This window comes from Streptomyces sp. PA03-6a (assembly GCF_033792765.1).
GTDB lineage: Bacteria > Actinomycetota > Actinomycetes > Streptomycetales > Streptomycetaceae > Actinacidiphila.
The window spans coordinates 39,513-53,351 of record NZ_JARAVK010000031.1 but is presented as its reverse complement, the minus strand read 5'-3'; the positions used below and the strand labels follow the sequence as shown (position 1 = coordinate 53,351).

Here is a 13,839-nt window from a genome sequence, read left to right as displayed (position 1 = left end):
GCAAGGGGCAGATCTTCGTCAAGGGCGAGGTCATCAAGACCGTGCCGGAGTCGAAGATCGTGGAGACCCTCATCGAAGAGGCCATGAAGCTCGCCGAGCGCATGCAGGCCGACGGAGTGCCGTCAGGAGAGCCCCAGATCAGTGTGAGCTAAAGCGAAACAATCCCCGGCAGGGGAGCGAGGTGGGAAAGTGTCGCTGCTCGAGAACATCCGTGGTCCACGCGACCTGAAGGCCCTTCCGCCGGAGCGGCTGGGCGAACTCGCCGTGGAGATCCGTGAATTCCTGGTGCAGGCGGTGGCCAGGACCGGGGGGCACCTGGGACCCAATCTGGGCGTGGTCGAGCTGACGGTCGCCCTGCACCGGGTCTTCGACTCGCCGGCCGACCGCATCCTGTGGGACACGGGTCACCAGTCCTACGTCCACAAGATCCTGACCGGCCGTCAGGACTTCTCCAAACTGCGCGGCAAGGGGGGCCTGTCCGGCTACCCCTCGCGCGCCGAGTCCGAGCACGACGTCATCGAGAACAGCCACGCCTCCACGGTGCTCGGCTGGGCCGACGGCCTGGCCAAGGCCAACCAGGTGCTCGGCCGGCAGGACCACGTCGTGGCCGTGATCGGGGACGGTGCGCTCACCGGCGGCATGGCCTGGGAGGCGCTGAACAACATCGCCGCCGCCAAGGACCGTCCGCTGATCATCGTCGTCAACGACAACGAGCGCTCCTACGCCCCCACCATCGGCGGCCTCGCCAACCACCTGGCCACCCTGCGCACCACCGACGGCTACGAGCGCTTCCTGGCCTGGGGCAAGCAGGTGCTCCAGCAGACGCCCGTGGTCGGCAAGCCGCTGTACGAGTCCCTGCACGGCGCCAAGAAGGGCTTCAAGGACGCCTTCGCCCCGCAGGGCATGTTCGAGGACCTGGGGCTGAAGTACCTCGGCCCGATCGACGGCCACGACGTGACCGCGGTCGAGTCGGCGCTGCGCCGGGCCCGGCGCTTCCACGGCCCCGTCCTCGTGCACTGCCTCACCGAGAAGGGCCGCGGCTACGCCTTCGCCGAGCGCGACGAGGCGGACCGCTTCCACGCCGTGGGCGCCATGGACCCGCTCACCTGCGAACCGCTCACCCCGTCGAGCGGCCCGAAGTGGACCTCGGTCTTCGGCAACGAGATGGTCCGGATCGGCGCCGAGCGCCCGGAGGTCGTGGCGATCACGGCGGCCATGCTGCAGCCGGTCGGGCTGGAGAAGTTCGCCAAGGCCTTCCCGCGCCGCGTCTACGACGTCGGGATCGCCGAGCAGCACGCGGCGGTCTCGGCGGCGGGCCTGGCGACCGGTGGCCTGCACCCGGTGGTCGCCGTGTACGCGACCTTCCTCAACCGCGCCTTCGACCAGGTCCTGATGGACGTCGCGCTGCACAAGTGCGGTGTCACCTTCGTGCTGGACCGGGCGGGCGTCACCGGCGACGACGGCGCCTCGCACAACGGCATGTGGGACATGTCGATCCTCCAGGTCGTCCCGGGCCTGCGGATCGCCGCCCCGCGCGACGCCGACCAACTGCGCGCCCAGCTCCGCGAGGCGATCGACGTCGACGACGCGCCCACCGTCGTCCGCTTCCCCAAGGAGACCGTCGGCGAGGCCCTGCCGGCCATCGACCGGGTCGGCGGCATGGACGTCCTGCACCGCGGCGACCGGCCGGACGTGCTGATGGTGTCCGTCGGCGCCCTGGGCTCGGTCTCCCTGGCCGCGGCCGCCCTGCTCCGCGAACGCGGCGTCGGCGTCACGGTCGTCGACCCCCGCTGGGTCAAGCCGCTCGACGCGGAGCTGCCCGCGCTCGCCGCCCGGCACCGCATGGTGGCCGTCATCGAGGACAACGGCCGTGCCGGGGGCGTGGGTTCCGCGGTGGCGCAGGCCCTGCGTGACGCGGAGACCGACGTGCCGGTCCGGGACTTCGGCATCCCGCAGCAGTTCCTGGCGCACGCCAAGCGCGGCGAGGTGCTGGCCGACATCGGGCTCACCCCCGCCGAGATCGCCGGCCGGATCGGGGCCACCTTGACCCGTCTCGCGGTGAACGAGCAGCACCCGAACGAGAGGCACGTGAGCGATGACACCGCCCGAACCTGAGCCCAAGGGGTTCGACCTGGCGACGCTGCTGGCCGAGCGCGGAGCCGAGCGCTACGACCTGCACGCCAGGTACCTCAACCACCAGTTGCCGCGCATGCTGCACACCATCGGCTTCGACAAGGTCTACGAGCGGGCCGAGGGCGCGTACTTCTGGGACGACGAGGGCCGGGACTACCTCGACATGCTCGCCGGCTTCGGGGTGATGGGCCTGGGCCGCCACCACCCCGTGGTCCGCAAGGCGCTGCACGACGTCCTGGACGCCGGGCTGGCCGACCTCACCCGCTTCGACTGCCAGCCGTTGCCGGGCCTGCTCGCGGAGAAGCTGCTGTCGTACGCGCCGGGACTCGACCGGGTGTTCTTCGGCAACAGCGGCACCGAGGCCGTCGAGACGGCCCTGAAGTTCGCCCGTTACGCCACCGGCAGGCCCCGCGTGCTCTACTGCGACCACGCGTTCCACGGGCTGACCACCGGCTCGCTCTCCGTCAACGGCGAGGGCGGCTTCCGCGAGGGCTTCGACCCGCTGCTCCCCGACACCGCCATGCCCCTGGGCGACCTGGCGGCCCTGGAGCGGGAGCTGGCCAAGGGCGACGTGGCCGCGCTGATCGTCGAGCCGATCCAGGGCAAGGGCGTGCACGCCGCGCCGCCCGGTTACCTGCGGGCGGCGCAGGAGCTGCTGCACCGGCACAAGGCGCTGCTCGTCGCCGACGAGGTGCAGACCGGCATCGGCCGCACCGGCGACTTCTTCGCGTACCGGCACGAGGAGGGCGTCGAGCCCGACCTGGTGTGCGTGGCCAAGGCGCTGTCGGGCGGCTACGTGCCGGTGGGAGCCACCCTCGGCAAGGACTGGATCTTCAAGAAGGTCTACTCGTCCATGGACCGGGTGCTGGTGCACTCCGCCAGCTTCGGCTCCAACGCCCAGGCCATGGCCGCGGGGCTGGCCACCCTCACGGTGATGGAGGACGAGAAGGTCGTCGCCAACGCGCGGGCCACCGGGGACCTGCTCCGCGACCGCCTGGCCGCCCTCGTCGACCGCTACGAGCTGCTGCACGAGGTCCGCGGCCGGGGCCTGATGATCGGCATCGAGTTCGGCCGGCCGAAGTCGCTGGGGCTGCGCAGCCGCTGGACGATGCTGCAGGCGGCCCGCAAGGGCCTGTTCGCGCAGATGGTGGTCGTGCCGCTGCTGCAGCGGCACCGTATCCTCACCCAGGTCTCGGGGGACCACCTGGAAGTGATCAAGCTGATCCCGCCGCTGGTCATCGGGGAGCGCGAGGTGGACCGTTTCGTGGACGCCTTCACCGCCGTGATGGACGACGCACACGGCGGCGGTGGCCTGATGTGGGAGTTCGGCAGGACACTGGTGAAGCAGGCCGTCGCCAACCGCTGACCCGGGCCCGCGTCCGGCCCACGGTGCTTTGCCCCTGAGGCAAGTTTTTTGCCTCAGGGGCGAACCGCGTCTATACCTGAGGTATGACCTCACCATCCGCGGACGAGGCGCCCCTGCCGGACGTCGCCCCCCAGCTGCGCGCGCTACGCCGCAGGGGCGGGCTGACGCTGGAGGCGGCCGCGGCCCGCGCCGGGCTGTCGCCCGCGCACCTGTCCCGGCTGGAGACCGGGCAGCGGCAGCCTTCGCTCCCCATGCTGCTGACCCTCGCCCGCACCTACGGCACCACGGTGTCCGACCTGCTCGGCGAGACCTCCCCCGAGCGCGATCCGGTCGTCCGCGGCGGTTCCGTGCCTCCCGCGGAGGCCGGCGGCTGGACGTACTGGCCGGCCGGGAACCCCGGGCGGGCCATGCAGGCGCTGCGGCTGCACGTGCCGCCCGGCCCCCAGGAGGGGCTGGTCCGCGTCCACGCCGGCGAGGAGTGGCTGTACGTCCTGGGGGGCGAACTGCGGCTCACCCTCGGGGACGCCGTGCACCGGCTGGTGCCCGGCGACAGCGCCCACTTCGACTCGCTCACCCCGCACCGCATCGCGGCGGCCTCGCCGGACGGTGTCGATCTGCTGTTCGTCCACACGCTGCTGCGGAGTTCCGTCGTGGAGCTGTGCCTGGGCGACGGCCGTTCAACGCGCCCCCACGGCGCATGACGAGAGGACTGACCGTGTCCGGCAACTCCGGGGGCAAGGCCCCCATGGGCTTCAAGGTGCGCACCTTCATCTATCTGGTGGGGGTCCACATCATCGCCGCGTTCTTCTTCCTGATCTTCCACCTGGCCGGGGCCAAGTAGGGCGGCCCCGCCGCCTCGTGTCAGGCCGGCTGCGCGCCGTCCAGGAAGAGCGCGCGCAGCCGCTCGCGACGCCCGGGGGTGAGGCCGAGCCCCTCCTCCAGGTAGCGGTCCACCGAGCCCCAGTGCTCCTCGATGGTGTCGAAGGCGGTCTCCAGGTACTCCTTGCGCGCGTCGAAGAGCGGGCCGAGCAGCTCCATGACCTCGGGGGTGGTCGCCGGTTCCGCGTCGTCGCCGCGCTTGATGCGGTAGCGGCGGTGGGCCTCGTTGCTCTTGAGGTAGTCCTCCACGATCGCGTCGCGCTCGACCCCGAGGGCGAGCAGGATGACGGCGACCGAGGTCCCGGCCCGGTCCTTGCCCGCGGCGCAGTGCAGCAGCGCCGGCACCGACTCGTCCTCGGCGAGCAGTTCCAGCATGCGGGCGTGCTCGGCGGTGCGGTCCAGCACGATGCGGCGGTAGGCGTGCACCATGCGCGCGGCGGCGCGGCCCTCGCCGAGGATCTCGCGCAGCGCCGCGATGTCGCCGTCGCGGACCGTCGTCCAGAACTCGGCGCCCGAGGCCGGGTCGCTCAGCGGCATGTTGACGTTGCGCACGCCGGGCAGCTCGACGTCCGGGCCCTCCAGCTTCATGTCGGAGGCGTTGCGGAAGTCGAAGACCGTGTGCAGCCCGAGGGCGGAGAGGAAGGCGGCGTCGTCGGCGGTGGCGTGCGCCAGGTGGCCGCTGCGGAAGAGCCGTCCGTACCGCACCCGGCGGCCGTCGGTCGTCGGGAGGCCGCCCACGTCGCGGAAGTTGCGCACCCCGGTCAGCTCGGGTTCCGACGGGGCGGTCTGCGGCGTCTGCTCGGTCACCGGGGCTCCTTCGCTCAGGGGCCGGACGGTGCGGATCACCGGCGGCCGGACCACTCCCGACCATACGACACCCCGGGCGCGCCCCGTACCGCGCGGTATGTGATCGCGGGAGGGGGCTGTGCGCGGCGGTCGCGACGCCGCCGTATTCCGCTTCCGGCGGATCCGGCCGGGTGGGATACATCACCCCCCGTCAACCCTTGGTTACGGTGGCGTAGGTCACTTGAGGAGGTGAAGTATGTGCTGACGTGCCAGACGATTCGAAGAGAAACCACAGTGCCGCCATCGGGTCGTACACCGCCCTGGGGGACAGCTTCACGGAAGGTGTGGGCGATCCGGGTCCCGACGGGACGTTCATCGGCTGGGCCGACCGGCTGGCGGTCCTCCTGTCCGACCGCCGCCCGGAGCACGACTTCCGGTACGCGAACCTCGCGGTGCGCGGCCGCCTGCTCGACCAGATCGTCGAGGAGCAGGTGCCGCGGGCCGTGGAGCTCGCGCCCGACCTCGTGACCTTCTGCGCGGGCGGCAACGACATCCTCCGCCCCGGCAGCGACCCGGACGACGTCGCGGAGCGCTACGAGGCGGCGGTCGCCCGCCTCACCGCGTCCGTCGGCACCGTCGTGCTGTGCACCGGTTTCGACACCCGCGGCATCCCCGTGCTGCGCCATCTGCGCGGCAAGATCGCCACCTACACGGCCCATGTGCGCGCCATCGCCGACCGGTACGACTCCCCGGTGCTGGACCTGTGGTCGCTCCGTTCCGTCCAGGACCGCCGGGCCTGGGACTCCGACCGCCTCCACCTGTCGCCCGAGGGGCACACCAGGGTCGCGCTGCGCGCCGCGCAGGTGCTGGGCCTCGAGGTGCCCGCCGACCCCGACCAGGCGTGGCCGCCGGAGCCGTTCCGCGCGCCCGCCGAGATCCGGCGGGACAACATCCAGTGGGCGCGCGAGTACCTCGTGCCCTGGATCGGCCGGCGCCTGCGCGGGGAGTCCTCCGGCGACAACGTGGAGCCCAAGCGCCCGGACCTGCTGCCGCTGTAACCGGCGGGCCCGGGGCGTACCGCGCGCGGGCGCGCGACGCGGCGTCAGAAGGACGAGGTCCCGGAGGCGAGTTCGGCCCACACGACACGGCCGCCACCGTCGTCGGTGGGCCGGACGCCCCATGCCTGCGAGAGCGCGCCCACCAGCAGCAGCCCGCGGCCGCCCTCCTCGTCGACGCCCGCCGCCCGCGGCCGGGGCGCAGTCGGCGCGTGCCCCTGGTCGCTGACTTCGAGGCGCAGCCGGGTGCCGTCGTAGCGCAGCCCGCAGGTGATGAACTCACTGCCGGTGTGCATGACGGCGTTGGTGAAGAGCTCGGAGACGATCATCTCGGCGTCGTCGCGGAGTCCCTCGTCCGCCTCCCACTCCCGCAACCGTGCCCGCACGCGATGGCGTGCGTCGGCGACCGAGGACCCGTGAGCGGGCAAACGGAAGAGGTCCTGGCAGCGAGGGGCGTCGAGGTCGCCACGGCGCTCTAACCGCAGAGCGTCTGGTGAGGAGGCCACGTCGCTAACTATGCGGTGCCGTTCTCACTGTTGGCAAGATGCGATCTGTAATTTACAGAACGGCCGATGCGCACTGTCGGTTTTCGTTGACGGCATGACACACTGCTTGTGGCAGAGGGGAGTTGGGGAAGTGGTCGTGACGGACGCGCGGTCAGCCGGTGCCCCCACCGTCCTCCGTGTGGTGCTCGGAAAACGGCTCCAGGACCTGCGTGAGAAGGCCGGACTCTCCTTCGAGGACGCGGGCCGGGCGCTCGACGTCACCCACGCCACCGTCCGCCGCATGGAGAAGGCCGAGGTCGGCCTGAAGATCCCCTACGTCGAGAAGCTCCTGCGCACCTACGGGGTCACCGACCCGGAAGAGGTCGAGGGGTTCCTGGCGCTGGCCCGCGAGGCCAACCAGCCGGGCTGGTGGCACCGCTACCGCGACGTCCTGCCCGACTGGTTCAGCGCCTTCGTGAGCCTGGAGGGCGAGGCCGGTGTCATCCGCGCCTACGAGCCGCACTACGTCCCCGGACTGCTGCAGACCGAGGACTACGCGCGCGAGGTGCTGCGGGCGGGGAACCCGGGCGCCGGCGACGCGGAGGTCGAACGCGGGGTCGCGCTGCGCATGGAGCGCCAGGCCCTGCTCACCCGTGAGGACGCGCCGCTGGTCTGGATCGTCATCGACGAGACGGTGCTGCGAAGACCCATCGGCCGTCCGGCGGTCATGCGTGCCCAGATCGCCAAGCTGATCGACTCCTGCGCGCTGCCCAACGTACGGCTCCAGATCATGCCGTTCACGGCCGGACCGCACCCCGCCATGTACGGCCCGTTCCACATCTTCCGGTTCCAGACGCACGAGCTCCCGGACGTCGTCTACTCGGAGAGCCTGGTCGGGGGCGTCTACTTCGACGACCGCGACGACGTCTCGGCGTTCCTGGAGGCACTGGACCGGATGTGCGCACAGGCCGCGCCCACCCAGAGCACCGAGCGGATCCTCGTCGGCATCCAGAGGGAGACGTGACCATGGAGCGGACCCACGACGGCGACGAGATGACCGCACCGACCTCGACCCGCAAGGGTCACCGGAATCCGAACGGAGCAGGGCGTTGACCGACAAGGGCTTCCCCGCGGAGGAGATCGACACCAGCCGGCCGCACCCGGCCCGGATGTACGACTACTACCTCGGCGGCAAGGACAACTACGAGGCCGACCGCGAGGCGGCCGAGATGGTGATCCGCATGACCCCCGACGCGCGCCCCAGCGCCCGCGCCAACCGGGACTTCATGCAGCGCGCGGTGCGCTACGCGGCGGGGCAGGGCGTCCGGCAGTTCGTCGACATCGGCACCGGCATCCCGACCTCGCCCAACACCCACGAGGTCGCCCGTTCCGTCGTCCCCGAGGCCCGGGTCGCCTACGTCGACAACGACCCCATCGTGGCCGCCCACGCCGGCGCGCGGCTCACCAACACCGGCAACGCCGGCTTCTTCCTCGGCGACGTCCGCGAGCCCGAGACCATCCTGGAGCACGCGACCATCCGGGAGCTGATCGACTTCGACGAGCCCGTCGCCCTGATGCTGGTCGCGCTGCTGCACTTCGTCCGCGACGACGAGGACCCGGCCGGGATCGTGCGGACCCTCACCAAGAACCTCCCGGCCGGCAGCTTCCTGATCCTCAGCCACGGCACGACCGACTTCCACCGGGACGTCGACGCCGACGCCGGTGAGGCGTACAAGAACGCCACCTCCACCCTCAACCTGCGCAGCAAGCCGGCGATCGAGCCCTTCTTCGAGGGGTTCTGCCTGGTCGAGCCCGGCCTGGTGCAGGTGACGGGGTGGCGCCCGGACTCCCCGTCCGCGCGGGAGGGCGAGCACGCCCGCGCCGCCTTCTGGGGAGGGGTCGGCCGCAAGGGCTGACGCGGGGGCGTCGGCCGCCCGCTACGGAAGCAGGGGCGGCAGGAGCGGGAGCGGTGTCCGCCCCGGCGGCGGCACGGCGGGGATCCGCTCCAGGACCCCGCCCGCGAACACGTCGTACAACGGCAGCGTCTCCAGGTGGACGTAGCCGATGTGGCAGTCGCAGACGGCCAGCGGACACGCGCGCGGGCGCAGCGCCGCGCGGTAGGAGCCGTCGTAGAGGTTGCCCAGTTCCTCGGGGACGAAGTGGCAGCGGCGCACCGTGCCCTCGCCGTCCACCGAGATGACCGACTCGCCCGTGCGGCACGGCAGGCCCGCGCTGCGGTGCGGATGCCGGCTGTAAGGGAAGAGCGGGTCCAGCGCGGTCCACCGCGCCGCCTCGGCGTCGGTGTACGTGTGGCCCTCGGCGGCGTTGACCCACAGGTAGACGTGGTCCGGGAGGTCGGCCCGCAGCCGGTCGGCCTGTTCCAGGTGCTCCGGCAGCCCGACGACGCCCACGCTGTGGCGGACGCCGCGGTCCGCGAGCTCGCGGCATTTGGCCAGGAAGCGGTCGTAGGGCGTCTGGCCCGGGTGGAAGGTGCACCACAGGGCGAGCGTGTCCAGGTCGGCCTCGTCCAGCCACTGCGTGCGGCAGCTCAGATTGGTCTGGATCGCCACCCGGCGGACGTGCGGAAGCCGGCTCAGCTCCGCCAGCGTACGCCGGTACCAGGAGCGCACCAGGCCCTCGCCCCACGGGGTGAACAGCAGGGAGAGCCGGTCGTCGGTCCGCCCGGCCGCCCAGCCCGCGAAGCGCTCCAGCGCGGCGCGGTCGGCGGTCAGCTGGGCGCGGCTGTCACGGCGCTTGGCGAAGGGGCAGTACGGGCAGTCGTAGTCGCACGAGGCCAGCGGGCCGCGGTAGAGGATCGTCAGGTCCATGGCGGAGGCGCTCACTTGGGCTCGTAGGCGGCCATGCGCCGGCGGACGGCGGCGGAGAACAGCTCGGGTCCGGCCGCGTCGGAGTGGGCCAGCCCCTCGGGCGACAGCCGCAGCACCTCCGGCCCCGCGGCGGCGTCGAGCCAGCCCCGGTCCGCGAAGCGCTCCAGCTCCCCGGCGAAGTCCTCCCCGGGAGCCGTGCCGAACCGGGCCCGGTACTCCGTGACGGGCAGGCCCTCGGCCTGCAGCAGGGACTGCAGCAGATGACGGCGGCGGGCCTCCTCGGCGTCCATCGCCCAGCCGAAGTCGGCGTGGGCGAACTCCTGCGTGGTGCGCGCCGTGTAGTCGTCGATGATGCCGCGGATGTGGTGCATGTCGACGGCGTAGTCGAAGGAGTAGTGCAGCGAGGAGGTGTACGAACGGGCGCCGCAGCCCAGGCCCACCATGCCGTCGGTCTGGCAGGCGTAGTCCCCGCCGCCCGTGGTGGGCGCGTCCGCACGGCGGAACATGCGCATCGACACCTGCTCGTAGCCGTGCGCCAGCAGATGGTCGCGGCCGTGGCGGTACAGCCGCAGCCGCTGCTCGTCCCACGCCGCTTCGCCCCGCGCGGCGTCGGCCGCGTGCCGGCCGAGGCCGGTGAGCGGGCGGACGTACAGGGGGTACAGGTACAGCTCCTCGGGCCGCCAGGCGAGCGCCGCGTCGAGGGACTGCGTCCAGGAACCCTCGGTCTGGCCGTCGATGCCGTAGATCAGGTCGATGTTGAGGACGGGGATGCCCGCCTCCCGGATCCTGCCCAGCGCCGCCTCGACGTCGGCCCGGCGCTGGGGACGGACGGCGGCGCGCGCCTCGGCGTCGACGAAGCTCTGCACCCCCAGGCTCAGCCGGGTCGTGCCGCGCTCCGCCAGCACCGACAGGCGGTCGGCGGTCGCGGTGGCCGGCGAGGCCTCCACGGAGAGCGGTATCGCCCGCAGGTCCGCCCCCAGGCCGCGTTCGGCGAGATCGCAGAGCCGCTCCAGCTCGGCAGCCTCCAGGTACGTGGGGGTGCCGCCGCCGAAGGCCGCGTTGGCGAACCGCGCGCCCCCGCCCAGCGCCTCCCGCACCGCCGCGGCCTGGCGCTCCAGCGCGTCCAGGTAGGCGGTCGCCAGGCCGTCGGGCGCCCCGATCCTGGTGAAGAGGTTGCAGAAGCCGCAGCGGACCTCGCAGAACGGGATGTGGAAGTAGAGGGACAGCGCGTCCTTCGGCTCGTCCGCCCACAGGTCGCGCAGCCGGGCGTGCTCGCGGGGCAGCGCGCGGTAGGCCGTCTTGTGCGGGTACGCGTACACGTAGTGCCGGTACGGGCGCACGGCGGCCGTGGCCGGGGGCGCGGCGGAGAGCGTCACGTCGGTGAGGGTCATCGGGCGGCCCCGTCGAGGAGGAAGTGGGCGTAGGGCACCGTCCACACGACCTCGTGGCCGATGCGGTGGCCGGTGTGGCCGTCCTCGCCGTACGCCGTGCCGTGGTCGGAACAGACGACGGCCAGGCACGGACGGCGGCTGGAGACGGCGGCGAAGAGCCTGCCGATGTGGCGGTCGACGTACTCCAGGGCGGCGGCGTGGGTGGCGCGCGAGTCGCCCGCCTCCCGGGTGGCGCCCGGCAGGTGGAACCAGTTGGGCTGGTGCAGCGCCGACACGTTCACGAACAGGAAGAGCCGCTGCTGCGGCGGCAGGGCGGCGACGACCTCCTCGGCGCGGGCCACCTGGGCCTCGAAGGAGGTCGGGGAGGGCACGCCGAACTCCGGCTCCCAGTGGCTCTCCTGGAAGAGCCCGGGCAGCACCGAGCCCAGCGGCGCCTGCTTGTTGAAGAAGCCGACGCCGCCGATGCACACCGTGCGGTAGCCGGCCTCGGCCAGGCCCGACACCAGGTCGGGGGTGTCGTACACGAAGGTGCCGTCCGCGGTGCTCTCGCTGCCGGCGAAGCGCGCCGCGAACAGCCGCGGGTGGGGACCGGGCGCGGTGGGCGTGGGCAGGAAGCCCGCGAAGATCGCCTGGTGGGAGGCGTAGGTGAAGCTGCCGGGCGCGTGCCGGCGCTCCCAGCGGCCACCGGGCAGATGGCGGGCCAGGTGGGGGATGCGGCTGGCCGCGGCAAGCTCCTCGGCCACGTCGTGGCGGAGGGTGTCCAGCGTGACCAGCAGGATGTTGTGGCTGCCCACGATCTGGTTCATGTCAAGCGGTGGCGTCATGGTGGTGCTCCTCGCGTCGCGCGCCGTGCATCGCGGCCGGTACGGCGGCGACCTGGGCGGCGTAGGTGTCCAGGCCCTCGGCGCCGCTGCCGGGGAGGCCGGTGAGCCGGGGCAGCAGATCCCCGAAGGCGTTGACCTCGCCGACGGCGAAGCGGCGCCAGCCCGTCGCGGGCAGGACGTCCACACCGACGCAGAGCGTGCCGGGGAAGCACGCGGCCGCCCGTTCCGCGGTCGTCAGCACCTCCCCGAAGTCGCCGCCCGCGGCGCGGATCGCCGCGCGGGCCGTGTCCAGGTCGCCGCGGGCGCCGCCTAGGTGCAGGTTCGTCATGGGGTGCGGGCTGGTGCGGACGACGGCGTGCGTGGCGCGGCCCGCGACCACCACCACCCGCAGGTCGGCCGCCCGCCCGTGCTGGGACGCCTTGGGCAGCCAGCGCTCGACGTGCAGCCCGTCCGGGGCCAGCGCGTCCACGAGGGCGGCGACCTCCCGCTCCGTGCGGTACTCGCGTACCCGCAGCGAGTTGAACAGGCGTCCGTCGGCGGTGGTCTCCACCGAGGTCGTGGCCTTGACCCGGCCGGGGCCCGCCATCGCCAGCGCCACCACTCCGGAGGCGGAGGAGCCGTGCGCGGGCTTGAGGAACGCCCGGGAGATCCGGGCGGACCGCAGGCGCTCCCGGAGCTCGGCCCAGCCGCGCACCGGCGGCCCGTCGGGAGCGGGCGGCACCGGGACGCCCGCGGCGGCCAGCCGGGCGTGGCAGCGCCGCTTGTCGAACAGCACGGCGACCTCCCCGGCGTCCGCCGACGGCACCGCGCCGGCCCGGCGGGCCGCCGCCGTCACCTCGTGCACGGCGGCGGTGAAACGGCGGTACCACAACGCGGTGCCCTCGACCCTGGCCGGGTCGTCGGCGCCCCGCAGCAGGCGGTCGACCTCGGTGTCCTCGCCGGGCGAGTCGACGCGCACGAACTCACCGGGCGCGAAGGCGTACCGGCCGCGCAGTACGTCGCGCCACGCCAGCACCCGGGGCGCGGGATGCCCCGCGGCACGCACCGCGTCGGCGAAGAGGGTCGTCCTGCGGTTGCCGGGGTTGCCGACGACGGCGATGCGGAGCGCACCGCCGGTCCCGCTACTCGGAGACGGCGACATAGCGCCACTCCTCGTTCCGCCAGCGATGCGGCTCGCAGTGCTCCGACAGGTCGACCTCGGTGCCCGCGGAGCCCACGACGGCGCGCAGCCGCTCGGCCACGGCCCCGCTCAGGTAGTGGTGGTGCAGGTCGAGCCGCTTGAGGTGGGTGAGAGGCTGGCCGCGCAGCAGCGCCTCGGCGCCGGTGTCGGTGAGGGTGCCCATGGACAGGCTCAGCGTCTCCAGCTGCGCGACGACGGGAGCGGAGGCCACCGCCGCCGCGATCTCGTCCTGCAACTCGCTGTCCTGCAGGCCGAGGTGGCGCAGCGCGGGGAAGCGGCCGCCGGCCAGGACCGGCGCGAGGTCGGCGACCGTGGAGTCCCCTCCGTACTGCTCCACGCCGAGCCACAGCTCCAGCCGCTCCAGCGCGGGCAGCTCGCAGGCGCCGACCGCCCGCACCACCGCGCCGGGCAGCCCGCCGGACTCCAGGCGCAGCACGCGCAGCGCCTCGTGACGGACGGGACGCAGCGACAGCGGCTCCTCGCCCAGCCCCTGCGAGTCGCCGCCGCGGACACCGAACTCCTCCAGCAGCGGGAAGCGTTCGAGGACGGGCGTGACGTCGGTCAGCTGCAGCCAGGAGACCTCGCACTCCTCGCCGGTCACGTCGGCGAGGAACAGGGCGCGCAGCGCGGGGAGACGCTCCGCGTCCGCGAGCACCAGTTCCAGCGCGGGACGCAGCTCGGAGTACTCGTCGTCCCACCAGGGGCCGAGGACCAGCGCGCGCACCCGCGTGGTGTCGACCGCCGCGGTGAAGTGGCCCCACAGCTCGGGGAAGGGGATCTCGCCGGCCTCGAAGCAGTCAAGCCGCCAGGCCACGGCTTCGGGCCCGGGCAGCTCGGCCGTGCCGGCCTCGGGCAGCGTGTGCACGCGCAGCCCGTGGAAGGTCTCCAGGTGACGTGTGACGGTCATGACGG

General features: G+C 73.0%; 14 protein-coding genes and 1 pseudogene. 8 read left to right on the top strand and 7 right to left on the bottom strand.

Annotated elements, in window-relative coordinates:
- From PV350_RS10750 to PV350_RS10730, 5 genes and pseudogenes are all read left to right on the top strand, one after another.
- A pseudogene (locus tag PV350_RS10750) lies at nucleotides 1-152 on the top strand (flavodoxin-dependent (E)-4-hydroxy-3-methylbut-2-enyl-diphosphate synthase); the annotation flags it as partial.
- A gap of 37 nt (nucleotides 153-189) precedes the next feature.
- Complete coding sequence (gene dxs, locus PV350_RS10745) at nucleotides 190-2,115, top strand: 1-deoxy-D-xylulose-5-phosphate synthase (RefSeq protein WP_499515206.1); 1,926 nt, start codon at nucleotides 190-192, stop codon at nucleotides 2,113-2,115.
- On the top strand, nucleotides 2,096-3,499 hold the full coding sequence (locus tag PV350_RS10740; RefSeq protein WP_500333470.1) for an aspartate aminotransferase family protein: 1,404 nt from the start codon (nucleotides 2,096-2,098) through the stop codon (nucleotides 3,497-3,499). The genes dxs and PV350_RS10740 overlap by 20 nt, the downstream gene beginning before the upstream one ends.
- An 83-nt stretch (nucleotides 3,500-3,582) precedes the next feature.
- A complete protein-coding gene (locus PV350_RS10735) occupies nucleotides 3,583-4,200 on the top strand; it encodes a helix-turn-helix domain-containing protein (RefSeq protein ID WP_499515208.1) in 618 nt (205 codons plus the stop codon).
- Nucleotides 4,197-4,340 carry a DUF6126 family protein gene (locus PV350_RS10730; protein WP_500333469.1) on the top strand — a complete coding sequence of 48 codons (144 nt, stop codon included), beginning with the start codon at nucleotides 4,197-4,199 and terminating at the stop codon, nucleotides 4,338-4,340. Before PV350_RS10735 ends, PV350_RS10730 begins: the two co-directional genes overlap by 4 nt.
- A gap of 20 nt (nucleotides 4,341-4,360) precedes the next feature.
- On the opposite strand, the gene PV350_RS10725 is transcribed toward PV350_RS10730, so the two are convergent.
- On the bottom strand, nucleotides 4,361-5,185 hold the full coding sequence (locus PV350_RS10725; RefSeq protein WP_499515210.1) for a tyrosine-protein phosphatase: 825 nt from the start codon (nucleotides 5,183-5,185) through the stop codon (nucleotides 4,361-4,363).
- Between the two features lie 245 nt (nucleotides 5,186-5,430).
- Here PV350_RS10725 and PV350_RS10720 point away from each other — a divergent pair, with 245 nt between their 5' ends.
- The gene (locus PV350_RS10720) at nucleotides 5,431-6,222 is read left to right on the top strand and encodes an SGNH/GDSL hydrolase family protein (RefSeq protein WP_499515211.1); all 792 of its coding nucleotides are present in this window, start codon (nucleotides 5,431-5,433) and stop codon (nucleotides 6,220-6,222) included.
- Between the two features lie 44 nt (nucleotides 6,223-6,266).
- On the opposite strand, the gene PV350_RS10715 is transcribed toward PV350_RS10720, so the two are convergent.
- Nucleotides 6,267-6,647, bottom strand: coding sequence for an ATP-binding protein (locus PV350_RS10715; protein ID WP_500333468.1), 381 nt, complete (start codon nucleotides 6,645-6,647; stop codon nucleotides 6,267-6,269).
- A 214-nt stretch (nucleotides 6,648-6,861) separates the two neighbouring features.
- Here PV350_RS10715 and PV350_RS10710 point away from each other — a divergent pair, with 214 nt between their 5' ends.
- A complete protein-coding gene (locus PV350_RS10710) occupies nucleotides 6,862-7,728 on the top strand; it encodes a Sco1979 family transcriptional regulator (RefSeq protein WP_499515213.1) in 867 nt (288 codons plus the stop codon).
- An 85-nt stretch (nucleotides 7,729-7,813) separates the two neighbouring features.
- Nucleotides 7,814-8,620, top strand: coding sequence for an SAM-dependent methyltransferase (locus PV350_RS10705; RefSeq protein WP_500333467.1), 807 nt, complete (start codon nucleotides 7,814-7,816; stop codon nucleotides 8,618-8,620).
- A 21-nt stretch (nucleotides 8,621-8,641) separates the two neighbouring features.
- On the opposite strand, the gene PV350_RS10700 is transcribed toward PV350_RS10705, so the two are convergent.
- The 5 genes from PV350_RS10700 to PV350_RS10680 are packed head-to-tail and all read right to left on the bottom strand — an operon-like array spanning nucleotide 8,642 to nucleotide 13,834.
- Entirely contained in the window at nucleotides 8,642-9,532 is an 891-nt protein-coding gene (locus tag PV350_RS10700) for an STM4011 family radical SAM protein (protein ID WP_500333473.1), read from the bottom strand.
- A gap of 11 nt (nucleotides 9,533-9,543) precedes the next feature.
- Nucleotides 9,544-10,923, bottom strand: coding sequence for an STM4012 family radical SAM protein (locus tag PV350_RS10695; protein WP_499515216.1), 1,380 nt, complete (start codon nucleotides 10,921-10,923; stop codon nucleotides 9,544-9,546).
- On the bottom strand, nucleotides 10,920-11,729 hold the full coding sequence (locus PV350_RS10690; protein ID WP_500333472.1) for an STM4013/SEN3800 family hydrolase: 810 nt from the start codon (nucleotides 11,727-11,729) through the stop codon (nucleotides 10,920-10,922). The genes PV350_RS10695 and PV350_RS10690 overlap by 4 nt, the downstream gene beginning before the upstream one ends.
- 1 nt (nucleotide 11,730) lies before the next feature.
- A complete protein-coding gene (locus PV350_RS10685; protein ID WP_499515217.1) occupies nucleotides 11,731-12,888 on the bottom strand; it encodes an STM4014 family protein in 1,158 nt (385 codons plus the stop codon).
- Nucleotides 12,869-13,834, bottom strand: coding sequence for an STM4015 family protein (locus PV350_RS10680; RefSeq protein ID WP_500333466.1), 966 nt, complete (start codon nucleotides 13,832-13,834; stop codon nucleotides 12,869-12,871). Before PV350_RS10680 ends, PV350_RS10685 begins: the two co-directional genes overlap by 20 nt.
- Nucleotides 13,835-13,839: the final 5 nt, after the last annotated feature.